The sequence below is a fragment of the Shinella sp. WSC3-e genome (assembly GCF_945994535.1).
GTDB classification, from domain to species: domain Bacteria; phylum Pseudomonadota; class Alphaproteobacteria; order Rhizobiales; family Rhizobiaceae; genus Shinella; species Shinella yambaruensis.
On record NZ_OZ000530.1, the window covers coordinates 1,105,887 to 1,128,593 of the forward strand.

23 protein-coding genes are annotated in these 22,707 nt (G+C 64.9%); 8 read left to right on the top strand and 15 right to left on the bottom strand.

Features of this window, described 5'->3' with window-relative positions:
* Window positions 1-26: 26 nt before the first annotated feature.
* The gene (locus tag AABF56_RS05585; RefSeq protein ID WP_244765737.1) at window positions 27-734 is read right to left on the bottom strand and encodes an ABC transporter ATP-binding protein; all 708 of its coding nucleotides are present in this window, start codon (window positions 732-734) and stop codon (window positions 27-29) included.
* Window positions 727-1,566: an ABC transporter ATP-binding protein gene (locus AABF56_RS05590; RefSeq protein WP_272805212.1), complete on the bottom strand. Its 840-nt coding sequence runs from the start codon at window positions 1,564-1,566 to the stop codon at window positions 727-729. Before AABF56_RS05590 ends, AABF56_RS05585 begins: the two co-directional genes overlap by 8 nt.
* Before the next feature lie 187 nt (window positions 1,567-1,753).
* Here AABF56_RS05590 and AABF56_RS05595 point away from each other — a divergent pair, with 187 nt between their 5' ends.
* The 6 genes from AABF56_RS05595 to AABF56_RS05620 all read left to right on the top strand — a co-directional run bounded on the left by AABF56_RS05595 (window position 1,754) and on the right by AABF56_RS05620 (window position 7,790).
* Window positions 1,754-2,962: an ABC transporter substrate-binding protein gene (locus tag AABF56_RS05595; RefSeq protein ID WP_272805213.1), complete on the top strand. Its 1,209-nt coding sequence runs from the start codon at window positions 1,754-1,756 to the stop codon at window positions 2,960-2,962.
* 56 nt (window positions 2,963-3,018) lie between these two features.
* The gene (locus AABF56_RS05600; protein ID WP_272805214.1) at window positions 3,019-3,786 is read left to right on the top strand and encodes an enoyl-CoA hydratase-related protein; all 768 of its coding nucleotides are present in this window, start codon (window positions 3,019-3,021) and stop codon (window positions 3,784-3,786) included.
* Window positions 3,787-3,863: 77 nt separating this feature from the next.
* Window positions 3,864-4,619: an SDR family NAD(P)-dependent oxidoreductase gene (locus tag AABF56_RS05605; protein ID WP_272805215.1), complete on the top strand. Its 756-nt coding sequence runs from the start codon at window positions 3,864-3,866 to the stop codon at window positions 4,617-4,619.
* A 22-nt stretch (window positions 4,620-4,641) separates the two neighbouring features.
* The gene (locus AABF56_RS05610) at window positions 4,642-6,168 is read left to right on the top strand and encodes a class I adenylate-forming enzyme family protein (protein ID WP_272805216.1); all 1,527 of its coding nucleotides are present in this window, start codon (window positions 4,642-4,644) and stop codon (window positions 6,166-6,168) included.
* Between the two features lie 24 nt (window positions 6,169-6,192).
* The gene (locus AABF56_RS05615; protein ID WP_272805217.1) at window positions 6,193-7,353 is read left to right on the top strand and encodes an iron-containing alcohol dehydrogenase; all 1,161 of its coding nucleotides are present in this window, start codon (window positions 6,193-6,195) and stop codon (window positions 7,351-7,353) included.
* Window positions 7,353-7,790, top strand: coding sequence for an acyl-CoA thioesterase (locus tag AABF56_RS05620; protein WP_272805218.1), 438 nt, complete (start codon window positions 7,353-7,355; stop codon window positions 7,788-7,790). Before AABF56_RS05615 ends, AABF56_RS05620 begins: the two co-directional genes overlap by 1 nt.
* A 123-nt stretch (window positions 7,791-7,913) precedes the next feature.
* Here AABF56_RS05620 and AABF56_RS05625 read toward each other — a convergent pair whose 3' ends face one another.
* From AABF56_RS05625 to AABF56_RS05675, 11 genes are all read right to left on the bottom strand, one after another.
* Window positions 7,914-8,639, bottom strand: coding sequence for an SDR family oxidoreductase (locus AABF56_RS05625; RefSeq protein WP_272807448.1), 726 nt, complete (start codon window positions 8,637-8,639; stop codon window positions 7,914-7,916).
* Window positions 8,636-9,706: a carbohydrate kinase family protein gene (locus AABF56_RS05630; protein WP_272805219.1), complete on the bottom strand. Its 1,071-nt coding sequence runs from the start codon at window positions 9,704-9,706 to the stop codon at window positions 8,636-8,638. The genes AABF56_RS05625 and AABF56_RS05630 overlap by 4 nt, the downstream gene beginning before the upstream one ends.
* An 18-nt stretch (window positions 9,707-9,724) precedes the next feature.
* Window positions 9,725-10,450 carry an SDR family oxidoreductase gene (locus AABF56_RS05635; protein ID WP_244765728.1) on the bottom strand — a complete coding sequence of 242 codons (726 nt, stop codon included), beginning with the start codon at window positions 10,448-10,450 and terminating at the stop codon, window positions 9,725-9,727.
* 11 nt (window positions 10,451-10,461) lie between these two features.
* A complete protein-coding gene (locus tag AABF56_RS05640) occupies window positions 10,462-11,232 on the bottom strand; it encodes an SDR family NAD(P)-dependent oxidoreductase (protein ID WP_272805220.1) in 771 nt (256 codons plus the stop codon).
* A gap of 13 nt (window positions 11,233-11,245) precedes the next feature.
* Window positions 11,246-12,307, bottom strand: a complete 1,062-nt coding sequence (locus AABF56_RS05645; RefSeq protein ID WP_272805221.1) for an ABC transporter ATP-binding protein — start codon at window positions 12,305-12,307, stop codon at window positions 11,246-11,248.
* A gap of 9 nt (window positions 12,308-12,316) precedes the next feature.
* Window positions 12,317-13,360, bottom strand: coding sequence for an NAD(P)-dependent alcohol dehydrogenase (locus AABF56_RS05650; RefSeq protein WP_272805222.1), 1,044 nt, complete (start codon window positions 13,358-13,360; stop codon window positions 12,317-12,319).
* 32 nt (window positions 13,361-13,392) lie between these two features.
* Window positions 13,393-13,629 (bottom strand): DUF2160 family membrane protein, encoded by a 237-nt coding sequence (locus tag AABF56_RS05655; RefSeq protein ID WP_272805223.1) that lies wholly within the window; start codon window positions 13,627-13,629, stop codon window positions 13,393-13,395.
* Between the two features lie 3 nt (window positions 13,630-13,632).
* Window positions 13,633-14,469 (bottom strand): carbohydrate ABC transporter permease, encoded by an 837-nt coding sequence (locus AABF56_RS05660; protein ID WP_272807449.1) that lies wholly within the window; start codon window positions 14,467-14,469, stop codon window positions 13,633-13,635.
* Window positions 14,469-15,350: a carbohydrate ABC transporter permease gene (locus tag AABF56_RS05665; RefSeq protein ID WP_244765723.1), complete on the bottom strand. Its 882-nt coding sequence runs from the start codon at window positions 15,348-15,350 to the stop codon at window positions 14,469-14,471. The genes AABF56_RS05660 and AABF56_RS05665 overlap by 1 nt, the downstream gene beginning before the upstream one ends.
* A gap of 107 nt (window positions 15,351-15,457) precedes the next feature.
* A complete protein-coding gene (locus tag AABF56_RS05670; protein WP_272805224.1) occupies window positions 15,458-16,891 on the bottom strand; it encodes an extracellular solute-binding protein in 1,434 nt (477 codons plus the stop codon).
* Window positions 16,892-17,122: 231 nt separating this feature from the next.
* Complete coding sequence (locus AABF56_RS05675; RefSeq protein WP_272805225.1) at window positions 17,123-18,079, bottom strand: AraC family transcriptional regulator; 957 nt, start codon at window positions 18,077-18,079, stop codon at window positions 17,123-17,125.
* A gap of 496 nt (window positions 18,080-18,575) precedes the next feature.
* Between AABF56_RS05675 and AABF56_RS05680 the strand changes: the two genes are divergently transcribed.
* Window positions 18,576-19,460: a sugar phosphate isomerase/epimerase family protein gene (locus tag AABF56_RS05680; RefSeq protein ID WP_272805226.1), complete on the top strand. Its 885-nt coding sequence runs from the start codon at window positions 18,576-18,578 to the stop codon at window positions 19,458-19,460.
* A gap of 44 nt (window positions 19,461-19,504) precedes the next feature.
* Window positions 19,505-20,731 (top strand): ROK family transcriptional regulator, encoded by a 1,227-nt coding sequence (locus tag AABF56_RS05685; protein WP_272805227.1) that lies wholly within the window; start codon window positions 19,505-19,507, stop codon window positions 20,729-20,731.
* A 112-nt stretch (window positions 20,732-20,843) separates the two neighbouring features.
* Here AABF56_RS05685 and AABF56_RS05690 read toward each other — a convergent pair whose 3' ends face one another.
* The gene (locus AABF56_RS05690; protein WP_244765718.1) at window positions 20,844-21,692 is read right to left on the bottom strand and encodes a carbohydrate ABC transporter permease; all 849 of its coding nucleotides are present in this window, start codon (window positions 21,690-21,692) and stop codon (window positions 20,844-20,846) included.
* A gap of 5 nt (window positions 21,693-21,697) precedes the next feature.
* Window positions 21,698-22,636, bottom strand: coding sequence for a carbohydrate ABC transporter permease (locus AABF56_RS05695; RefSeq protein WP_272805228.1), 939 nt, complete (start codon window positions 22,634-22,636; stop codon window positions 21,698-21,700).
* Window positions 22,637-22,707: the final 71 nt, after the last annotated feature.

Genomic DNA, 22,707 nt, shown 5'->3' on the forward strand with positions numbered 1-22,707 from the left:
CCTATCTGAAAGGAGCGCGTCATGGATCAGACTCCGAGATATCTGTTCAGCCGGTCCATGTTGGCGTCGAGTGCGTGGTTTGGGATCTCGTCGACGACCTTTCCCTGGTCGAGGACGTAGTGGCGGTCCGCGATGGATGCCGCGAAGCGAAGGTTCTGCTCGACCAGGATGATCGTCATGCCGCGATCCTTGAGGATGCGCAGGGCCGCGCCGATCTCCTCGATGATCACGGGGGCGATGCCTTCGGTCGGCTCGTCGAGCAGGATGAAGTCGGCGCCCGTCCGGAGAACCCGGCCGATGGCCAGCATCTGCTGTTCGCCGCCGGAAAGGCGCGTGCCCGATGTGCTGTCCCGCCCCTTCAGGTTCGGAAAAAGGCCGTATATTTCGTCGACCGCCATGCCGCCCGCCTGCCAGGCCGGCGGAAACAGGAGGTTTTCCAGCACGCTGAGCGAGGAGAAGATGCCGCGTTCTTCCGGCACGTAGCCGATGCCGAGGCGCGCGACCTTGTGCGGCGCGACCTTCAGGAGGTCCGCGCCCTTGTAGATGCAGGCGCCGCGCCTCTTTCCGACGACGCCGACGAGGCTGCGCAGCGTCGTCGTCTTGCCGGCGCCGTTGCGGCCGATAAGCGTCACGACCTCGCCTTTGCGCACATCGAAGTCGATGCCGTGCAGCACATGGCTTTCGCCATACCAGGCCTCGAGACGCTTGACGTCAAGGAGGGGAGCCTCAGCCATGGCTGCCTCCCATATAGGCCTTGCGGACTTCGCTGTCGGCGGAAACGTCCGCATAACTTCCTTCCGCGATGACCTCTCCCCGGCGTAGCACCGTGATCCGGTCCGACAGGTCGGAGACGACGCCGAGATTGTGCTCGACCATCAGCACCGTGCGTCCCTTGCCGACGCTGCGGATGAGGGCGGCCGTCCGGCCGATATCCTCCGTGCCCATTCCCGCCATCGGCTCGTCGAGAAGCAGGACTTCCGGGTCGAGCGCCAATGTGGTGGCGAGCTCGAGGGCGCGTTTTCGCCCGTAGGACAGCTCGGCGGCCTTTGTCTGCGCCCGGTCGGCAAGGCCGACGCTGTCGAGCAGCCTTGCCGCTTCCTCGTTGAAGCGGCGGAGCGTCGCGTTCGATTTCCAGAATGCGAATGTCTCCTTCGCGCGGGCCTGCAGGGCGACCCGGACATTCTCATGCGCGCTGAGATGCGGGAAGACCGATGAAATCTGGAACGACCGCACGAGGCCCATGCGCGCGATGTCGGCGGGCGCCATCCGCGTTATGTCGCGATCCTTGAACAGGATCTGTCCGCCGCTCGGCGACAGGAACTTGGTCAGGAGATTGAACAGCGTGCTCTTGCCGGCGCCGTTCGGCCCGATCAGCGCGTGGATCGTGCCGGCGCGGATCTTCAGGTCGACGTTCTTGACGGCGACGAAGCCGCCGAAGGAGCGCGTCAAAGCGCGCGCCTCGATGATGGGTGCGGTGTCCAGCACGTTTTCTCCTCCGCCGGCTTTCTCATTCTCCGGGCGGGCGCCGGATGGCGCGCCCGCCTTCCCACTGTTCGGTTCCGGCATGATCAGAAAAACACATAAAGTCTAATAATGCAAGCTTGCGCTTTGCGGAAAACTCTGCTTACCTTGCTGCGTAAAGGCTGTTGCAGCGCACAAGATGTAGGCCTCAAGCGTAGTCTTAGTATGATAACGCAAGTTGATGATAGGGCCTTGGGAGGAGCTCGGGGCGCCGAACCTGGGAGGAAGAACGATGAAGAACAAGCTTATGCTACTGTCCTGCGCCGCGGCTGTCGGCGCCTTGACCATGTCCGCCGGGGCGCAGGATGCCGCGCCCGTTCGCATCGGCGTGCTCACCGATGTCAGCGGCCAGTTCTCGCATGAGGCGGGCGAGGGGGCGATCACCGCAGTGAGGATGGCGGTGGAGGATTTCGGCGGCGAGGTTCTCGACCGGCCGCTCGAAGTCGTCGTGGCCGACCATCAGAACAAGCCGGAAGTGGCGGTGGCCACGGCGCGCGAATGGTATGAAGCGCAGGGCGTGACGATGATCAACAACCTGATCAATTCCGGCATTGCGCTGGCCGTCACGCAGGTCGCGAAGGACGAGGACAGGATCGCCATCGTCAACGGCTCCGGCTCGTCACGCCTGACGAACGACGGCTGCACGCCGAACAGCATCCACTATTCCTACGATACCTATGCCCTTGCCAACGGGACCGCCAACCAGCTGCTCCTGCAGGGCATGAAGAACTGGTTCTTCCTGACGGCCGACTACGCGTTCGGGCATGCGCTGGAAGCCGATGCGACGCAGATCGTCGAGGACAATGGCGGCGCGGTCTCCGGCGCCGTGCGCTATCCGATCGAGACGTCCGACCACAGCGCCTTCATGCTGCAGGCGCAGGCATCGCCGGCGCAGGTCGTCGCCATGGCGGGCTCCGGCACCACCTTCATCAATGCGGTGAAGTCCGCGGCGGAGTTCGGCCTTGCCGCCTCCGGCAAGACCATCGCGGGCCTGCTCGTCTGGGATACCGACGTTCATTCGCTCGGCCTCGATACCGCGCAGGGCATGATCCTGACGAATGCCTTCTACTGGGATCGCGACGATGCGACGCGGGCCTTCTCCAAGCGCTTCGAAGAGCGCGTCGGCCGCCCGCCGCACATGGGCGATGCGGGAGACTATTCCTCGACCATGCATTACCTGAAGGCCGTCCAGGCCGCCGGTACGACCGACGCTCAGGAGGTCATGGCGAAGATGCGCGAGACGCCGATCAACGACTTCTTCGCCACGAACGGCAAGATCCGCGAGGATGGCCGGATGGTGCACGACATGTACGTCTACCAGGTCAAGACGCCCGCCGAATCCACCGGCGAATGGGACATCCTGAAGCTCGTCACCACCATTCCGGGCGACGAGGCTTTCCGTCCGCTTGCGGAAAGCCAGTGCCCGCTCGTGAAGAAGTGACGCGACGGCGCCCGGCAAGCGGCCGGGCGCTTCCCAGGCGGTTCGAGGGCAGGCGAATGAGCGATATTCTCGTTGAAGACAGGGATGGGGTCGCGGTGGTCACGTTGAGCCGCCCCGGACACAGGAATGCCGTAACCTATGCGATGTGGCGGCGGCTCGCCGATCTGTTCCGCGCCTTCGATCGGGACCCGTCGGTCCGTTCGATCATCCTGACCGGCGCCGGCGACGATTTCTCGGCCGGCGCCGACATCAGCGAGTTCGACGCGGTGCGCGGCGGCCTCGAGGCCAGCAAGGCCTATGAGGTGGTGGTCGATGCCGCGGGAGACGCGATATACGAGGTTTCCAAGCCGACGATCGCCGCCCTGCGGGGATATTGCCTCGGCGGCGCGGCGCACCTGGCCATGTCCTGCGATTTCCGGGTCGCCGAAGGCAATGCGGTCTTCGCAATCCCCGCAGCACGGCTGTCGATCGTCTACGGCATCTCCGCGACCCGCAAGCTGTGCGCGCTCGTGGGGGTGACGCAGGCAAAGCGCATCCTCTTCTCGGCCCGCCGCTTCGATGCCGGGCAGGCTCTCGATATCGGCTTCATCGATCAGGTTGCGGAGGATGCGCTTGCTGCCGCGCACGACCGGGCGGCGGAGCTGGCTGAAAACGCCCCCCTTACGATTGCGGGCGCGAAGTTCATTCTCAACGGCTGCGCGCGCGGGACGCTGGATCACGCCGCGGCCGGCAGGCTGATCGACGAGGCCAGCGCGAGCCACGACTACATCGAAGGCCGGCAGGCCTTCAAGGACAAGCGTTCGCCCCGGTTTCTGGGGAAATGACCCGGCTTCGTTCCGCGGACCGGGCCGCACTGGATTGCGCTGCGCTGCAGCCGTCGGACTATCGAGGAGTTTCGTGAATGCAGACCAATCTGAATGACAAGGTGGCGCTGGTGACCGGCGGCGGAAGAGATGTCGGCGGAGATATCGCCCGGTCTCTCGCGGCGGAAGGCGCCATCGTCGCCGTGAACTACAGCCGTTCGCAGGCCGAGGCGGAGGCGGTGGTCGCCGCGATCGCGGCCGCCGGCGGAAAGGCCAGGGCCTATAGGGCCGACATCAGCGAAAACGATCAGGTCAGGGCGATGGTCGCCGCCATCAAGGCGGATTTCGGGACCGTCGATGTGCTGGTCAACAATGCGGGATACGTCAAATACCAGCGGTTCGTCGACTCGACCCCTGAAGACTGGAAGAAGCAGATCGACATATGCCTCTACGGCGCGATCAATTGCTGCCACGCCGTCGCGCCGCTGATGATCGGGCAGAATTCCGGCCGCATCATCAATCTCGTCGGCGACAGTTCCCGCATCGGCGAAGCCAATCTGGCGCTGGCCGCGGCCGCGCGTGGCGGCACGATCGCGCTCGGCAAGTCGCTGGCCCGTGAATTCGGCCGAAACAACATCACGGTCAACACGGTTTCGCTCGGCCTGATCGAAACGTCCCATTCCGATCCCGATTTTCTCGAGAAGAATCGTGAGAAGATCGTAAAGGCCTACCCTTTGCGCCGCATCGGCAGGCCCGGCGACGTGGCGCCGATGGTGACCTTCCTGGCTTCCGAGGCATCCTCCTGGGTGACCGGCCAGGTGATCAGCGTCAACGGCGGATTCTGCATGGTCTGACCGGGAGGAGCGGGAGGAGAACATGATACACTTCGAGCTTATCGCGCCGGTCGGAGAAATCCTTCGGCGGAATGCGCGCCTGTATCCGGGCAAGATGGCCTTCGAGGACAGGAGACGGTCGGTCTCCCATGACGCCCTAGACCGCGAGACCGCGGAGCTGGCGTCTCGTCTGGTCGCGTTGGGCCTCGCGAAAGACGAGGCCGTCGCGATCTTCCTGCCGAACTCGGTGAACTGGGTCGTCGCCTGCCTTGCCGTCGTGCGGGCGGGAGGGATCGCCGTTCCCGTCAGCATCGAGGCGACCGAGGCCGAACTCGCCTACCGCATCGACGATGCGGGATGCGCCTTCGTGATCATGCCATCGCAGAAGCAGCCGCTGGTGGACGGATTGCCGCCGCGCGCCGGCAAACCGCCCGTCGTGATCGCCGTGGACGAGGAGGCCGGCTTTGGCGCAGCGGCGCCGGCGTCAGCCTTCGAGGATGACCGGGATATCGATCGCCCGGCCTTCATCGTCTATACATCCGGCACGACGGGCCAGCCCAAGGGCGTCCTGCTGTCGACGCGCTCCATGCTCTGGGTGGCGGCGGCATGCTGGGCGCCGATCGCCGGGCTGAACGAGAACGACGTCGTTCTCAACACCCTGCCTCTCTATCATTCCTATGCCCTCAACATCGCGGTTCTCTCCATCATCGCGACGGGCGCGAGCGAATATATCATGGAGAAGTTCTCGACCTCCCAGGCGACGGAACTTCTTCGCACGGGCCGCTTCACCTTCATGCCGGGCGTCCCGACGGTCTTCCACTATTTCCTGTCGGCCTGCCAGGCCAGTGGAGAACGGTTGCTTTCATCCGTCCGGCTTTGCGTCTCCGCCGGAGCGATCATGCCGGGAACGCTGAACAGCGACTTCGAGGCGTTCTTCGGCGTCCCGCTTCTGGATGGCTACGGCATCACCGAGACATCGACGATGGTGACCATGAACTGGCCTGGAAAATGGCGTGTTCCCGGTTCCTGCGGGCTGCCGGTGCCGGGCCTTGCGGTCCGTCTGGTCGATCCGAAAACAGGGCTGGATGTGCCGGCGGGCGTCGAGGGCGAATTGATCTGCAAGGGCCCGAACCTGATGCAGGGCTACCACAACAAGCCGCTGGAGACGGAAAAGGCCATCGTCGATGGATGGTATCATACCGGCGACCTCGCGAAGTCCGACATGAACGGCTTCCTCACCATCACCGGCCGCCTCAAGGAACTGATCATCCGCGGCGGCCAGAACATCGCGCCGGCGGAGGTCGAGGAGGCGATCCTGCTGCTGCACGACACGGTCATGGACTGCGCGGTGATCGGAATGCCCCATGCCATGCTGGGAGAGGTCCCCGTCGCCTGCATCGTCGTCAAGGACGGGCGGCCCTTCGACCAGGAGGATCTGATCCGGCATTGCAAGGCCCGCCTGTCTTCCTACAAGGTGCCCGATCGTGTCTATGTCGTGGCCGAGATCCCGCGCACGGGATCGGGAAAAATCCTGCGGGTCAAACTTCGCGAAAGCCTTCCTGCGGCGTGATGCAGGACGGCACAGGAGGAAATCATGAATCCCTTTGTGTTCAATACGACGAGCCAGATCGTTTTCCGCCCCGGTGCCGCGGCCGAGCTCGGCGGCCTGCTCGGCCCGCGATTTGGCGGGCGCATCCTGTTCGTCACGGACGGCGGCCTCAGGAAGCTTGGTCTGTGCGACGCCGCGCTCGCCTCGCTCTCGGGATCGGGAATGGAGGTCACCGTTTTCGATGCGGTCGAGGCCGATCCTTCGCTGGCGACGGTTGAGGCCGCGGTGGAGGCGGCAAGGGCCGCCGGCGTGACGGGCGTGATCGGCTTCGGCGGCGGTTCCTCGCTGGATGTGGCAAAGGTCGTGGCGCTCGTCTGCGGTTCGGGCGAGGATCTCGATGGCGCGTGGGGCGTCGGCAATGCCAAGGGCCCCCGGCTGCCCCTGGCGCTCGTGCCCACGACGGCGGGGACGGGATCGGAGGTGACGCCGGTCTCGATCATCACGGTGGGCGGCGACGAGAAGCGCGGTGTCTCGTCGCCGGTCATCCTGCCCGACGTCGCGATCCTCGATGCGGAGCTCACCCTCGGGCTGCCGCCGTCGATCACGGCTGCCACCGGCATCGATGCGATGGTGCATGCCATCGAGGCCTATGCCTCCCGAAACGCGAACAACAATCCGCTCTCCAGGATGCTGGCCCGGCAGGCGCTGCAGTTGCTGGGCGCGAACATCGAGACGGCGGTCTTCGACGGCAAGGACCGGGCGGCGCGGGGGGCGATGCTCCTCGGCTCCATGCTGGCAGGCCAGGCCTTCGCCAATTCGCCGGTCGCCGCCGTGCATGCGCTCGCCTATCCGATCGGCGGGACGTTCCATGTTCCGCACGGGCTTTCCAATGCGCTCGTGCTTCCCCATGTCCTGCGCTTCAACGCGCCGGAGGCGGCGTCCGTCTATGCGGAGATCGCCGCCGACACCTTTCCGGATCTCTCGCGCGAGCAGGATGGCGGGCAGCGCTGCGCGGCCTTCATCGAGCGGCTGGCCGAACTGTCGGCACGGCTCGGGCTGCAAGCCCGGTTGCGGGATGTCGGCATCGGCGAGGAGCATCTGGCGGGCATGGCGCGCGACGCCATGAAGCAGACCAGGCTCCTCGTGAACAATCCCCGGGCGGTAAGTGAAGCGGACGCCCTCTCGATCTACAAGGCGGCCTGGTGATGACGGAACGGATCGGACCCGGCGGGCGCTCCGGCTACAAGGTTTTCCGGACGATCGGAACGCGCTGGTCGGACAACGACACATACGGGCACATGAACAATGTCGTCCATTACAGCCTCTTCGACAGCGCGGTGAATGGCTTCCTCATCGAAAACGGGGTTCTGGATATCAGGGGAGGACCGGAGATCTTCCTCGTCGTCGAGACAGGGTGCCGCTACCACGCGGAAATGACCTTCCCGGACGTGGTCACGACCGGCATCCGTGTCGCCCGGCTCGGAAGCTCGTCCGTCCGTTATGAGATCGGGCTCTTCCGCAACGACGAAGACATCGCGGCGGCGGAGGGCTTTTTCATCCATGTGAATGTCGACCGCATGGCACGGCGCCCCGTGCCGTTCGGGCACGCCGCAAGACGCGTGCTTGAACCGCTGCTGGTTTAGGCAGGGTTGCCGGTGGACAAAGGGCGGCCACGGCTATTATCCCAGCGATCCGGGAGGTGTTCCTGAGTGGTCGCCTCCTCGCGGGGGCGTGGATCGAAACCTGTCGCTGCCATTCCCGGCGGGTCAGATGTCGAAATTCGATGGAAGCACCACGACGTCGCGGATGGTGACGTTCCGGGGGCGGGTCAGCATGAAGATGACTGCATCGGCCACTTCGGCGGGCTCGATCAGGCTTCCCGATTCCTTGGCCTTCCGGAGGTTTTCCTCGGGCCAGTCGGCAAGCAGCGCGCTGATCACGGGGCCGGGAGAAACCGACCCGACCCGGATGCCCTTCTTGTTGACCTGCCGGCGCACCGTCTGGACGAAGCAGGTCATGGCCCATTTCGATGCCGAATAGACCGGCTCCCACGGAACCGGATAGTGGCCCGCCACCGAACTCGTCACGATGATGTCGCCGGCGCCGCGCTCGATCATGTGCGGCAGCACGTCATGCACGTTCTTCATCACGACGTTGACATTGAGGTTGAGCATCCGGTCGATATTGGCGGTCTGCGCATCGACCAGGTCTCCGCCTATATAGGTGCCGGCATTGGCGTGAAGGATATCGAGCCGGCCGGTCAGTCGCTCGATGGCGGGCATCAATGTCGCGCAGTCCGCCGGGTCGAGAAGATCGATCACCAGCGGGATCGCGGCACCTCCGAGATCTGCGCAAACGGCATCGAGGGCATTGCGATCACGGTCGACGAGCACGACATGCGCGCCCTCGGCAATCATCGCCTTCGTGCTCGCAAGCCCTATCCCCGAAGCTGCGCCCGTCACCGCCGCGACCTTGCCTTCCAGTTGCTTCACCATGTCCGTGTCCCTTCCGAGTCGGGTTGAGGTTTCGTCAGATCCGGCTGCCTGCGCCTGTCCCAGGTCCGCGCCGTGTCGAGGCATTGCCGCCAGGAGACGACGCCGTCGGTCGTGCCCGCCGAGCGCAGCGAACAGGCGGCCGCCGCATGGCCGAGCCACAGGCTGTCGGCCAGCGGCCAGTTCTCGTGCAGGCCGTAGAGGAAGCCCGCTGCAAACGCGTCCCCCGCGCCGTTCGGCCCGACGATCGCATCGGGCGGCACGCTGGCCGACGGTACGAAAATCATCTCGCCCGTGCGCGTGACGGTGATCGCCCCCTCGGGAAAGTGCACGGTCACGAGCCGCATCGCTCCCCGTTCGAGGACCGTGGCCGAGGCTGCGGCGCAGGCGTCGGCATTCGCCCTGCCGCCGTCCATGGTCGCGATCCCCGCCAGCGCGCCGATCTCGCTGTCGTTGACGATCAGCGTGTCGAGATGCGGCAGGCATGGCAGGATCAGCGCACGCAGGCGCTCCGGCGTGACCGTGCAGAGTTCGAGATTGGTTTCAAGGCCGGCGGCGCGGGCGGCCCTGAGCACGCTTACCCATCCGTTGGCATCCGTCCCCCAGGGGGCATCCATCCGGGGATGGATGCCCGGCAGGCCGAGATGCAGGACGCGCGCCGCCGTTCCGGAAAAGTCGAAATGGTCCGGCGTCAGCAGCGTCCCGGCGCCGAGATCCGAGATATGCGTGCGCTGGCCGCTCGCCTGCGAGATGAAGGCCTCGGTCGTGTGGGTCGGCGCCTCGCGGCTGACATGCATCTGCCGGCAATCGAGCCCCGCCCGGTCCGCCTCGGCGAGCAGCTTGCGTCCCGCATCGTCATCGCCCACGAGCCCGATCGTCTCGACCGGCATCGTCGGGTCGAGGCGCTTGACGTCGATGGCGAGATTGCAGGCCGAGCCGCCGCCGCGCTCTTCCAGCCCCCAGGCGACACCGACGCTGTCCTCGCGCGGCCAGGCGTCGATCTTGCGGTTGCGGTCGAGGCACCAGGTGCCGCCCGTGATGAAACCACGCCTTTCCACTCCGGCCACGGCATCCTCCAGCGGGGTTCAGGCGATCGTGTAGCCGCCGTCGACCGGCATCGACAGGCCGTTGACCATCGCCGCCTCGTCCGACAGCAGGAAGAGGATGACTTCGGCGATGTCGTCGGGGTCGGCAAAGCGGCCGACCGGAATGCGGCCAAGCATGCCGGCGGCCTTGTCCGGGTCGCTCCAGGCCTTGACCGCCATGGGGGTGAGGGTGACGGTCGGGTGCACACCGTTGACGCGGATGCCCTTCGGCGCGAGCTCCCTGGCCATCACCCGCGTCAGCCCGTCGAGGCCGGATTTCGAGGCGCAGTAGGCGGCGTGGTCGGGAATGCCGACAAAGGCCGCGACGCTCGACACGTTGACGATCGCACCCTTTGCGCCTTTCCCCACCCTGTCGCGCGCATATTCCTGCGCCACGATCATCGGCGCCCGGGTGTTGACGGCATAGAGGAGGTCGAAGTTCTCGACCGAGACGTCGAGGAAGGGTTCGAGCTCGGTCGTGCCCGCGCAGTTGACCAGGTAGTCGGCCGGCAGCGCCTTGAGGGCTGCGGCGCGCGTTGCCGCCGCATCGGCGAGATCGACCGGGATCGGGACGCAGCCGATCTCCTTTTCCAGGCTTTCGAGGTCGGCGGCCGAGCGTGTCAGGGCCACGACCTTCGCGCCCCGCCGGGCGAGCATCACGGCGGTTGCCCTGCCGATGCCCTTGCCGGCGCCGGTGACGATCACATGCTTGCCCGTGAAATCCATGTCTTCCTCCTTTACCAGCAGGTGAAACCGGCATCCGCCTTCACGGTCGCGCCGGTGATCAGGCTCGACGCGTCCGAGGCCAGGAAATGCACGACGGATGCGATTTCATGCGGCTGGCCCATGCGGCCCATCGGCGTGTCGCGGATCCAGATGTCCATCATCGCCTTGTCGACCACGGTCCTGGTCATCTCGGTTTCGATATAGGTCGGCGCGACGGCGTTGACGCGCACGCCGCGATCCGCCCATTCGGCGGCAAGCGAGGCGGTGAGATGATGCACCGCCGCCTTCGAGGCGTTGTAGTAGGACTGCATCTGCGGGCGGTTGACGATATAGCCAGACATCGAGCCGATATTGACGATCGCGCCGCGCCCGGCCCGCAGCATGTGCCGGCCGAAGGCCCGGCAGCACCAGAAGACGCCGTTGTAGTTGACGTCGTTGACGCTGAGCCAGACCTCGTCCGGCGTGTCCTCGGCGGCAAACCCGGTGCGGGCGATGCCGGCATTGGCGACGAGCGTGTCGACGCGGCCATGCGCCTCGACGATCGCATCGGCGATGCGGCCGACGGCGGCGGAATCGGTCACGTCGAGCACATGCGCGTCGGCATCATGGCCCTTTTTCGCCAAGGCCTCCCTGCCGGCCTCGGCGATCGCGTCCTCCCGGTCGATGATGACGATCTTGGCGCCGGCCTCGGCGAGTGCCTCGCAGCAGGCAAGCCCGATGCCGCGCCCGCCGCCGGTCACCACCGCGACCTGGCCGTCCATCCGGAATTTCTCGAAGAACACGGCACTTCTCCTTTCAGATACGCTTGCCGCTCTGGCGGTCGAAGAGGTGGACGCGCTGGCTGTCGATCGAGAGCGGGATCGTCTCGCCAGGCCTTGATGCGACGCGGTCGCGCACGGCGGCGTTCAGCGGGTCCTCGCCGATGCGCGCGAAGATCTGGGTTTCCGAACCGGTGGGCTCCAGCACGGAGATGGTGGCGGCGATCCCGCCGGGGCGCAGGTCGATATGCTCGGGGCGGATGCCGTAGACCACGGGTTCCGGGCGCGGCGCGGTCCCGGCCGGCACCGGCAGGACCGTGCCGTGGTCGCTGACGAACACCGTTTCGCCGTCCCGGCCTTCGAGCCTGCCGAGCACGAAGTTCATCGCCGGCGAGCCGATGAAGCCGGCGACGAAGGTGTTGGCGGGCCGGTCGTAGAGATCGAGCGGCGCGCCGATCTGCTCGACATGGCCGTCGCGCATCACCACGATCTTGTCGGCCATGGTCATGGCCTCGATCTGGTCGTGCGTCACATAGACCGTGGTGGTCTTCAGCCGCTGGTGCAGTTCCTTGATCTCGACGCGCATGGTCACGCGCAGCTTGGCGTCGAGGTTGGACAGCGGCTCGTCGAACAGGAACACCTGGGGATCGCGCACGATCGCCCGCCCCATGGCGACGCGCTGGCGCTGGCCGCCGGAAAGCTGCTTGGGATAGCGGTCGAGCAGCTTTTCCAGCGCCAGGATCTCGGCGGCTTTTTTCACCTTGGCGGCGATCTCGTCCTTCGGCCGGCCCTTGAGCTTCAGCGGAAAGCCCATGTTCTCGGCCACCGTCTTGTGCGGATAGAGCGCGTAGTTCTGGAACACCATCGCGATGTCGCGATCCTTGGGCAGGACGTCGTTGACCACGCGCCCGCCGATATCGACCTCGCCGCCGGAGATCCTTTCCAGCCCCGCGATCATCCTGAGCAGGGTCGACTTGCCGCAGCCGGACGGGCCGACGAGCACGACGAACTCGCCATCGGCGATATCGATGTTCACCCCATGGATGACCTGGAGACTACCGTATTTCTTGACGACATTCCTGACGGCGACCTGAGCCATGTGTCTTCCTCATTGGGGCAGAAGGATCTGCATCTTCACCTCGCCCTTCGGCGCGGCGGCGGCGATCTCGAAGGCCTCGACGCTCTCGTCGAAGCTGAAATTGCGGGTGATCAGCGGCTTGACGTCGATCGCGCCGGACGACAGCATGGCGACGCAGCGCGGGAACACATGCGCATAGCGGAACACATGCTCGACGCGCGCCTCGCGCACCATGGCCTTGCCGACATCGTACTGGACGGGATGCACCTGCGAGCCGATGAACACGACGCGCCCGCCGGGGCAGAGCGGATCGAACACGCCTTCCGCGCCCTTGGGATGGCCCGAGCATTCGAAGACGATCTCGACGCCCCATCCGTCGGTGGCCTTCAGGATCTCCGCCGCCAGGTCCTGTCGCTGGACATTGACCGGAACGATCGCGCCAAGCTTTGCGGCGATCTCCAGCTTCGCATCGTCGATATCGCTGACGAAGACGCGGGCGCAACCCGCCGCGAGCGCCGAAAGCGCGGTGACGAGACCGATCGGGCCGGCGCCGATGACGAGCGCGATGTCGCCCGGCTTCACCTGCGCCTTGGTGGCGGCGTGCACGCCGACGGCGAGCGGCTCGACCATCGCCGCCTCGGCGAAGGAGACGTTGTCCGGCAGCTTGAAGGTGAAATCGGCCGGATGGACGACGGTGGGGCGCAGCACGCCGTGGATCGGCGGCGTCGCCCAGAAGCGCACGGCGGGGTCCACATTGTAGAGGCCGAGCCGGGTCGCGCGGCTGTTGGGGTCGGGAATGCCCGGCTCCATGCAGACGCGGTCGCCGACCGCAAGGCCGGTCACGTCCGGGCCTGTCTCGATCACGGTCCCGGAGGCCTCGTGGCCGAGGATCATCGGCGCCTTCACCTGGAAGACGCCGGTGCCGCCATGGGTATAGTAGTGCACGTCCGAGCCGCATATGCCGACGGTGTGCAGCTTGATGCGCACGTCGCGCGGCCCCAGGACCTCCTCGCGCTCGATCGGGAAATCCCTGAGCGACAGCTTCAATCTTTCTTCGAGAACAAGCGATTTCATCGTTCCATTCCATCCTGGCTTGAGGAAATGCCTCAGCCGCGCCAGACGATCAGCACCCCGAGCGCGATCGCCAGGACGTGGCAGACGGTGAGCGGGATCGACTGTTCCAGGAACCGCATCCAGAACAGCTCCAGCGCGACGAACAGGTAGATTCCGACGAAGAGCCGGTCGAACCAGTTCGTCCTGATCGGCAGGAAGCCGGTGCGCCGCGCCGGCCTTTGATCGGTTTGGCGGTCCTCGGCGGTATCGGGGTCGACATGATGCTCCATGGCTTACTCCTTGACCGCGCCGAAGGTGAGGCCCGCCACGATGTGACGCTGCACCATCGAGAAGATGATGAGCGCCGGAATCAGCGTGATCACGGCGATCGAGGCCATCGCGCCCCATTCGGTGCCGGTCGTCGTCACGTATTCCGAAAGGCCCGTGGTGATGGTCCGGGCGTTGAAGCTGGTGAGCGTGGCCGCCAGCAGGAACTCGTTCCAGGCGAACACCCAGGTAAGGATGAAGGTCACCGCGAGGCCGGGCCGGGCGAGGGGGAAGACCACCTCGTGGATGACCTGCCACGTCGTGGCGCCGTCGACCGTCGCCGCCTCGTCGAGTTCCTTCGGTATGCCGTCCATGGTGGGCCTGAGCGTCCAGATCGCGAAGGGCAGGTTGAAGGTGCAGTAGAGCAGCACCATGCCGATCTTGGTGTCGTAGAGCTTCCAGTCGCCGATCGTGAAGACCTGGGTGAACAGCAGGAAGAAGGGCAGCAGGAACACGGCGGCGGGCGCCATGCGGTTGGTGATCGTCCAGAAGAAGATGTTTTCCTTGCCGGCGAGATCGAAGCGCGACAGCGCATAGCAGGCCATGAAGGCAAGCACGGTGACCAGCGCCGCATTGCTGGTCGAGATGACCAGCGAATTATACATGTAGCGGCGGATCGTCTCGTTGGAGAGCACCTTGACGTAGTTGTTCCAGTAGACCGTATCGAGGATCAGGCTCGGCGTGGTGAACAGGTCCACCGCGGGCTTCACCGAGATGACGAAGAGCCAGTAGATCGGAAACAGCGTCAGGAGGCTGAGCAGGATCCAGAAGACGAGGTAGAGGACGGGGCTCGACTGGCGCATCATTCCGCCTCCTTCTTCTGGCGCGGCGCGACCAGCGCCACATAGAGCAGCCAGCACATGACCAGCGTCAGGTAGAGGACGATGACCGATATGGCGGCGCCGTAGCCGTAATCCGTCTTCGGGAAGACGATCTTCCAGATGTGCAGGCCGACATAGCGGGTCGCCGCGCCCGGCCCGCCGGAGGTGAGCATCCAGACCTCGTCGACGGTGCGCAGCGCGTCCATGAGGCGGATGAAGACGGTGGCGAGGATGGCGGGACGGATCATCGGCAAGGTGATGTGCCAGAAGATCTGCCAGCGATTCGCCCCGTCGATCTGGGCCTGTTCGAACGGCTCCTTGGGCAGGGACAGGAGGGCTGCGAGCAGCGTCAGCGTCACCAGCGGCGTCCAGTGCCAGATATCCATGATGACGGTGAGCAGGAAGGCGGCGCCGGCGTCCCGGCCGATATTGAGGTCGTAGCCGAACCAGGTCTTGAGCAGGTAGGGGATGATGCCGATCGACGGCGTGGTCATCAGGCGCCAAACGGAGCCGACGACGATGGGCGCCACGATCAGCGGCAGCGTGTGGACGGTGCGGAACAGGCCACGGCCGGGAAACTCGCGCATGAACAGCTGCGCCAGCAGATAGCCGAGGATGATCTCGCTCACGACCGCGAAGAAGGCGAACTTGATCGTGACGGCGATCGACAGCAGGAATTCCCGGTCGAACACCAGGCGGCGGAAATTGTTCGCGCCGTTATAGGTCATGAGAGGGTCCGCGCCGAACGGGTTCCAGTGGTGGAAGGCGACGTAGAGCACGTAGATGAAGGGCGCGATGCCGAAGACGGCGAGGATCGCAATCGTCGGGGCAAGCATCAGCCAGCCCACCGTGTTCGAACGCATGAAGGCGGTCTCCCGAGGCAACAGGAGCAGGCCGCGGCCTGCCGCGAAGACGGCTGCGTCCGGGCGGCGATCCTGGGAGGTGCCGCCCGGACGCAGGCTCTGCCGAGCTACTTGCGATAGCCGAGGTTGGTCAGTTCCTCTTCGGCCTTGGCCGCCATCTGGTCGAGGCCTTCGTCGGGGCCGATCTCGCCGAGCAGGATGCTGTAGAAGATCGGCGCGGTGGCTTCGCGGACCTGCGCATGGAACGGGAAGGGCGGCGCGCCGGCGAACAGCTTGCCCTCGTTCTTGAGCATCGAGTAGTAGCCGTTCAGCTGCTTGTCCATCTCGATGACCTTGGGGTCGTCATAGGTCGCGGTGTTGGTGATGCGCGGCGCCGCGACGGCCCAGTCCGCCTGTACCGAATCCTGCCCGATGAACTGCAGGAAGAGCAGGGCCGCCTCCTTGTTCTTCGAGGTGATCGGAAGGCCGAAGGCGCCGCCGTCATAGTAGCCGAGATAGCCGGTGCCGCCTTTCACTTCCTCCAGGACCGCCGCATCCGTCGGAGGCAGGGCCACGCCCACATTGCCCACGACCCGCGATTTTTCCGCATCGGAAGCGATCCAGGCGGCGTTTTCGCCGTAGACGAGGCCCTGGGCGACGCGGCCGGCGGCAAACGTGGTGCCGACTTCCGTCCAGGTCGAGGCGGCCGATTCCGGCGGTGCGATGTCGCGCAGGTGCAGCCAGTATTTCAGCGCGGCCTTGGCCTTGTCGCTGTTCATCTGACCGCCGTTCGCGACCGTCGCGGCATAGTTGTTGCCGGCGTCGATGCCCCAGTTGTAGACCCCGAAGGTCGGCGCGACCGACTCGAAGAACTCGTACCATGACGCCGGATGGCCGGTATGCGCCTGGGCCGTCGTGCCCCACAGTTCGAGGCCGTTGTCCTTGCCGTATTTGGTGAAGAATTCCGCGATCTGCGTATACTCCTCATGCGTGGTCGCAGGCTTCAGGTCCTTGCCGGTCTCGGCCTTGAAGGCCTCCTGGATCTTCGGGTCGTTGAAGAGGTCGGTCCGGTAGAGATAGACCTTGATGAAGGCCTCCATCGGCACGCCGAAGAGATCGCCGTCCGCGTTCTTGAAGTAGTTGGCGAAGGTCGTGAAATGCGTCTCGTCGAAATCCGGCGACTTCAGCGACGCATCGTCCTTGAGCGACTGGGTGATGTTGACCAGGAAGTTGCGTGCGAGATAGGCGTAGATGATGTCCTGCTCGATATAGACCATGTCATAGATGCCGGTCTTGGCTTCCATGTCCTTGATGGCCTTGTCGTACATCTGGTCCCAGGAGGTCGTCTCGATCTCGACCTTGATGCCGGTCTTCTTCTCGAATTCCGGTGCCAGCACGTCCTTGATGTAGTTCGACGGCGGCGTGCTCTCGGTGACGCCGTGCAGCACGACGCCCTGGTATTTCGCGCCGGCATCCGACCAGAAGTCGGCTTTTGCGGATATCACGCTCGCCAGCAGGCCGAGCGTGAGGGCCGCCAGTCCAATTCCAGATTTCCTGATCATACACTCCTCCTTGAATGATCCCGCCCGCCGACGGTTCCGGCAGGGCTGTTGGCGTCCGGCATTCCGGACGGTGCCCGAAGCATCCGGTCACACGGCTCCTCCCGTGTCCGGCGGCTTCGTCTGCGATCAGGGGATTTCGGCTCAGGCTCCGTCCCGAGAAGCAATTCCCATGAGCGTGCGCCAAGAGTAGTGCTGGCTAAAAAACGCTGCCACGCGCGGTTTGCGGCCGACCTATACTTTTCCGCCGACGGCGGTCATGCCGGCGGAATAGGCGCGGATTTCCCGGAAGGGATCGGGACGCGAGTCGGTGCCGATCTTGTGGGCGTTGCGCCGGTAGTCGGATGGCGTCCGCCCGCAGATCTTGAAGAACTGCCTGTTGAAGTTGGCGATGTTGTTGAAGCCCACGTCGAAGCAGATGTCGGTGATCGGCCGGTAGGTCTGGGTCAGCAGCGAGCAGGCGGCATAGATGCGCGCAAGGATGACATAGCGCGCGAAGGTATGGCCCGTCTGGCGCTTGAACAGGCGGGAAAAGGCCTGCGGCTCGAGCCGGCAATGGCGCGCCACCGCGGCAAGGTCGATCTGCTGGCTGTAGTTTTCCAGCACGTAGCGCATCGCCGAATCCAGCTCCGGCGGCGGCTCGACCTGCGTTGCGGCGGGCGCGAGGCGCGAAAGCCGGCGCCGGTCGGCCGGATCGCCGGCGAGCGTAATCATCAGCTGCAGGAAGAGCACGATGCGCTCGGCGCCGCGCGCCGATCCCATCTGGGCAAGCAGGCGCCGGCCGGCCATCGCCGTTGCCCCGCGGAATTCCACGCCGTAGACCGCATCCTCGAACAGGGGGCGGATGCAGCCGAGTTCCGGGCAGAGGGCCGTCACCCGGTTTGCCCATTCCGCGGTGAACTGGATCAACATGTCGCGATTGCGCACCAGCTTGCCGGGCTCGATGTCGCTGACCCAGTTGTGCGGCACGTTCGGCCCGGTGAGCACCAGGCAGCCCGGCTCGAACTCGCCGATATAGTCGCCAACCATCATCACGCCGGAGGTGGAGCGCGTCAGATGCAGCTCGTATTCGGGGTGGTAGTGCCATTTGGCCCCGAAATAGGGATAGTCGTGCATGTTCCAGCGGAAGGATTCCGCGGGCGGGCAAATGATCATCTCGAAATCGGGAACGATCCGTAAATCCGCCTTCATCGCGCTCCTCCTCCAACACGGCCCAGTCCGTGACCCTGTCGACCGGCCGGCCGTCATATCCCGCAGCCCCCGTGCCCCGGTCGGCACTCCTGCCGGCAAATCCCTTCCGTACCGCCCGCGCCGGATCGCCGCCGAACAGCCGCGATGCCCGGAAGTCCTCCGCGAGAAGGGAACGTCAGCCTCCGAAGGGCCGTTCGCGCATTTCCCGCTCCGGTTCCGGCACTGGAGCAGCCTATATGTTGCATAATACTACGAATTAATTCACGAATAAAAATGCTGTCAACATCAATCTCGAACGGGCACATCCGGGCCGGATTTAAAGTCTTCGCTGGTGCAAAACACGATTTTTGCAGCGCAGAAGAGTTCGCCAACTCAGTCCATTCCGTCGAATACCCTTCGATTCCGCTTTGCAAAAGCCTCTTGACAGTCGAAGGCGAGATATATTTGTTGCATAAAGCAACATAAATGGCAAGACCATCGGGCCGGGGGAGGCGTCATGGGGCGGCTGGGTATTCATTCCTTCGTATGGACAGGCGGTCAGACGCAGGCCATGCTCGAGGACGCGATGGAGAAATCGGCGTCCTGCGGCTACAAGCTGATCGAGTTCGCCTATCTCCGCCCCGAGAAATTCGATCTCGACCGGCTGGCCAGGCGGGCAGGATCGCTCGACCTCGACATCGCGGTCACCATGGGGCTACCCTTCAGCCATGACGTGTCGAGCGAGGATCCGGAAACGGTGAAGGCCGGGGAAAGGATGCTGGCCGATGCGGTCAGGGTCGTGCGGGATATCGGCGGCAGCAAGCTTGGCGGCATCCTCTATTCGGCCCATGCGAAATACGCGCGCATGCCGTCCAGGGCGGGCTGGGACAACAGCGTCGCGGCGATCGCCAGAACGGCGGACATCGCCCGGTCGGCCGGCGTCGACCTCGTGCTCGAAATCGTCAACCGCTTCGAGACCAACCTTCTCAACACCACCGCGCAGGGGCTCGATTTCATCGCGCAGACCGGTTCGGACCATGTCCGCCTCCACCTCGATACCTTCCACATGAACATCGAGGAGGCGAACCCGGCGGCGGCCATCCGGCTTGCCGGCGACAGGATCGGCTACTTCCACATAGGCGAGAGCAATCGTGGCTATCTCGGCGACGGCGTCATCGACTTCGACCGGATATTCGACGCCTTGCTGGACATAGACTACGGGCGCGACATCACCTTCGAATCCTTTTCGAGCGCCGTCGTCGACGAGAGCCTGTCGCTCGCCTGCGCGATCTGGCGCGACACCTGGACCGACAACATGCCGCTGGCGCAGCATGCAAGGCGCTTCATCGACCTCAAGATGGACGAGGCGAGGCGCCGCCGCGCGACCAACGCCCGCGCCTGAGGGACGGAACATGCGGGACGTGCCGTGGGCAAGGAGGGGTGCCCGTGAGTGACGTGGGTGCAATCGGCGCTTCGCGCGCCACCCGCCAGCGCAACGAGCTGGCGGCCATGCGGGCCCTGCATCGGTTCAGGCGGCTCAGCCGCGCCGAGCTGGCCCGCTTTCTCGGACTGAACCGCTCGTCGTCCGGCCACATCGTCGCGGGCCTGACTCAGGAGGGGCTCGTGCGCGAAGTCGGCGCCCTCGCGCAGGCGCGCGGCCTGCACGCCCATGCCGGCAGGCCTGGCATCCTGATCGAACTCGTGCCCGAGGCGGCGGTGTTCCTGGGGGTCGAGATCGGCGTGGAGCACATCACCACCGTCGAGATCGATCTCGCCTCGCGGATCGTCAGCGCCAACGCCGTTCCCTTCGCGGGCGCCTCCACCGATGTCGGGACCGCCGTGGCGCAGGCTGTCGGAAGGGCGTTCGAATCCCTGTCGCCCGAGCGGCTGGAGCGGTGCGAGGGCATCGGGGTGGCGGCGCCCGCGCAGATGGACCGCCATGGCCGCGTCCGCGTGGCGCCGCTGCTGGGCTGGGAGAACGTGCAGCTTGCCGATCTCGTGCGCGCCGCCCTGCCGGTGCCGCTTCCGGTTCTGGTGGAGAACGATGCGAACGCCTTTGCCATCGGCGCCTCCTATGGCCGCAGCGAGCCCCATTCCGGGGTTGCGCTCTTCCTCGTCATGGAAAGCGGCGTCGGCGGCGGCATCATCGTCGACGGCAGTCTTTTCCGCGGCGCGCATGGCCTTGCCGGCGAAATCGGCCACCTGCGGGTGCAGGGCGGGGATGCGCCCGAGCGGAGCCTCGAGGAGGTGCTCGGGCTCGAATGCATCCTGACGGACTACCGGTCGACCGCGCCGGCCGGCGAGCCGACATTCGCCGCCTTTCTCGCCGATGTGCGCGACCGCGTGCCGGGTGCCGTCGCGATCGCGGAGCGATGGGCCCGAGCCCTGGCCTTCGGCCTCATCCAGGCCTGCCGCATGATCGATGCCGACCGCATCGTGCTCGGCGGCTCGGTCGCCGCGCTCTACCCGCTGATGGCGGCGCGTGTGCTCCACTACATCCAGGCCATGCAGGAAGCGAGCTTTCCGCTGCCGGCGATCGAAACGAACGACGACGAGACGATCGGCCCCGCTTTCGGCGCAGCCTGCATGCTGCACCAGCGCTACCTCTCGAACGAGGAGAGCCCCCGGCTCGCGGAACCGTCGCCGCTTCACGAGCCTGCACCGCCGGCATGATCAACGGTGCGGCGAAAAGCGATCCTTGAAACGGTCTTCGTCCGGAGCCGTGGCGATGGCATGCGGGCGTGTCCACATGCTCCGGGCATCGACCGTGGACATCGCCGGCCTTTCAGCTTTTGACCGATCCCGCCGTCATGCCGGCCAGGAAGTAGCGCTGGGCGACCAGATACAACACGAGCAGCGGAAGCGATCCGAGCACGCTCATGGCCATCATCTCGTTCCACTCGAAGGCATGTTGTCCCATGAGAAGCTGGATTCCGATGGGCACGGTTCTCAGATCCATCGACTTGGTCAGCGTGAGGGCGAAGAGGAATTCGTTCCAGGAGAGCAGAAACGTATAGACCGCGGTCGCGACGATGCCCGGCGTCGATACCGGAACGATCACCCGCCACAGCGCCGTCCAGCTCGAACCGCCATCGACCAGTACCGCCTCGTCGAGCTCCTTCGGCAGCGTGTTCAGATAGCCCGTCATCAACAGCACGGCATAGGGCAGGGTGAAGACCAGGTAGGTGAGGATCAGCGCCAGATAGGTGTCGAAGATCCGGAACGCCACCACCATGCCGAAATAGGGGATGAGCAGGGTGATCGGCGGCACCGTCTGCGTGCTGATGATGAAGATGTTCAGCGTGTTCTTGAAGCGGAACGAATAGCGGCTGAAGCCGTAGGCGGTGAGGATCGCGATGAAGAGCGTCAGCACCGTCACGACGCCGGCAACGAAGTAGCTGTTGATGAAGAAGCGCACTTTCGTCGGATCGTTGAAGATCGTCAGATAGGCCGAAATCGTAAAGTCGTCCGGCAGCAATCTTGGCGGCAGGGCAAAGATCTCCGTGTTGGACTTCAGGGAGCTGAAGACCATCCAGACGATCGGGAAGGCCGCGAAGACCAGGCCGACGGCCAGGCCGGCATAGGTGAGAAGCGTCGGCAGGACCGAGTTCTTGAAGGACCGTTTTCTTGCCATGCCATCTACCTGCGCTGCTGGTGCTTGATGTAGAAATACGTCACGCTCATCGAGATGATGAGGATGACGATGGCGCTCGCCGATGCCAGCGAAAACTCGTACTGGGCGAAAGCGAGCTTGTAGGTGAAGGTGGAGAGCATTTCCGTCGCGTAGATCGGCCCGCCGCCGGTCGTCATCCAGACGAGCGGGAATACCTGCATGGTCCAGATGAAGTCGAGCAGGGAAATGCTGATGATGATCGGCATCAGTTGCGGAATGGTGATGTACCAGAACTTCTGCAATTCGTTGGCGCCGTCGATGCCGGCCGCCTCGTAGAGTTCCTTCGATATGCCCTGGAGGCCGGCGAGCAGGCTGACCATGAAGAGCGGATAGCCCGCCCAGATGTTGGCGAAGGTCAGGGCATGGATCGCGGTGCTGGTGGACGAGAACCATTCCACCTTGGAGCTGATGATATGCAAGGCCATCAGCACGCTGTTGACGACGCCGTTCGGGTCGAGCAGAAGGCGCCAGATGATGGCGATGATGACGGCGGTGAACAGCCAGGGAAGGATGAAGAGGACGCGCAGGATGCTGCGGATCGTCGGATTCACCCGATTGGTGTTGAGCAGCAGCGCGAAGGCAAGCCCGAGGACGAAATGGAAGACCACGCTCATGATGGTGAAGTAGAGCGTCTGGTACAACGATTGCCAGAAGACCGGGTTCTGGAAGATGGTGATGTAGTTCTGAAGCCCGGCGAACGCGGCGTCCCGCTTCATGATGGCGCCGTCCATCAGCGAGTAGCGCAGCACCATCGCCATCGGGAAGAGCATCAGCAGGACCAGGAGAAGCGTGGCCGGGGTCACGTAGAGATACGGCACCAGCTTGCGGAGCGTTTTGTAGCTAAGCCTGCCCTTCTTGCCTGCCTTGCGCGGCGCTGGGGCCAGGGCCGTAATGGAACGGTTCATGGCGGGATTGTCCGATCTGCCGAAAATTGACGACGGACACCGGCAGGGCGCAATCGGCGCTGCCGGTGTCG

Bases quoted from the DNA above. Each gene is read 5' to 3' on its own strand.
- AABF56_RS05585 (WP_244765737.1), bottom strand. From the start codon at position 734: ATGGCTGAGGCTCCCCTCCTTGACGTCAAGCGTCTCGAGGCCTGGTAT.
- AABF56_RS05590 (WP_272805212.1), bottom strand. From the start codon at position 1,566: ATGCCGGAACCGAACAGTGGGAAGGCGGGCGCGCCATCCGGCGCCCGC.
- AABF56_RS05595 (WP_272805213.1), top strand. From the start codon at position 1,754: ATGAAGAACAAGCTTATGCTACTGTCCTGCGCCGCGGCTGTCGGCGCC.
- AABF56_RS05600 (WP_272805214.1), top strand. From the start codon at position 3,019: ATGAGCGATATTCTCGTTGAAGACAGGGATGGGGTCGCGGTGGTCACG.
- AABF56_RS05605 (WP_272805215.1), top strand. From the start codon at position 3,864: ATGCAGACCAATCTGAATGACAAGGTGGCGCTGGTGACCGGCGGCGGA.
- AABF56_RS05610 (WP_272805216.1), top strand. From the start codon at position 4,642: ATGATACACTTCGAGCTTATCGCGCCGGTCGGAGAAATCCTTCGGCGG.
- AABF56_RS05615 (WP_272805217.1), top strand. From the start codon at position 6,193: ATGAATCCCTTTGTGTTCAATACGACGAGCCAGATCGTTTTCCGCCCC.
- AABF56_RS05620 (WP_272805218.1), top strand. From the start codon at position 7,353: ATGACGGAACGGATCGGACCCGGCGGGCGCTCCGGCTACAAGGTTTTC.
- AABF56_RS05635 (WP_244765728.1), bottom strand. From the start codon at position 10,450: ATGGATTTCACGGGCAAGCATGTGATCGTCACCGGCGCCGGCAAGGGC.
- AABF56_RS05645 (WP_272805221.1), bottom strand. From the start codon at position 12,307: ATGGCTCAGGTCGCCGTCAGGAATGTCGTCAAGAAATACGGTAGTCTC.
- AABF56_RS05650 (WP_272805222.1), bottom strand. From the start codon at position 13,360: ATGAAATCGCTTGTTCTCGAAGAAAGATTGAAGCTGTCGCTCAGGGAT.
- AABF56_RS05655 (WP_272805223.1), bottom strand. From the start codon at position 13,629: ATGGAGCATCATGTCGACCCCGATACCGCCGAGGACCGCCAAACCGAT.
- AABF56_RS05660 (WP_272807449.1), bottom strand. From the start codon at position 14,469: ATGCGCCAGTCGAGCCCCGTCCTCTACCTCGTCTTCTGGATCCTGCTC.
- AABF56_RS05665 (WP_244765723.1), bottom strand. From the start codon at position 15,350: ATGCGTTCGAACACGGTGGGCTGGCTGATGCTTGCCCCGACGATTGCG.
- AABF56_RS05670 (WP_272805224.1), bottom strand. From the start codon at position 16,891: ATGATCAGGAAATCTGGAATTGGACTGGCGGCCCTCACGCTCGGCCTG.
- AABF56_RS05675 (WP_272805225.1), bottom strand. From the start codon at position 18,079: ATGAAGGCGGATTTACGGATCGTTCCCGATTTCGAGATGATCATTTGC.
- AABF56_RS05680 (WP_272805226.1), top strand. From the start codon at position 18,576: ATGGGGCGGCTGGGTATTCATTCCTTCGTATGGACAGGCGGTCAGACG.
- AABF56_RS05690 (WP_244765718.1), bottom strand. From the start codon at position 21,692: ATGGCAAGAAAACGGTCCTTCAAGAACTCGGTCCTGCCGACGCTTCTC.
- AABF56_RS05695 (WP_272805228.1), bottom strand. From the start codon at position 22,636: ATGAACCGTTCCATTACGGCCCTGGCCCCAGCGCCGCGCAAGGCAGGC.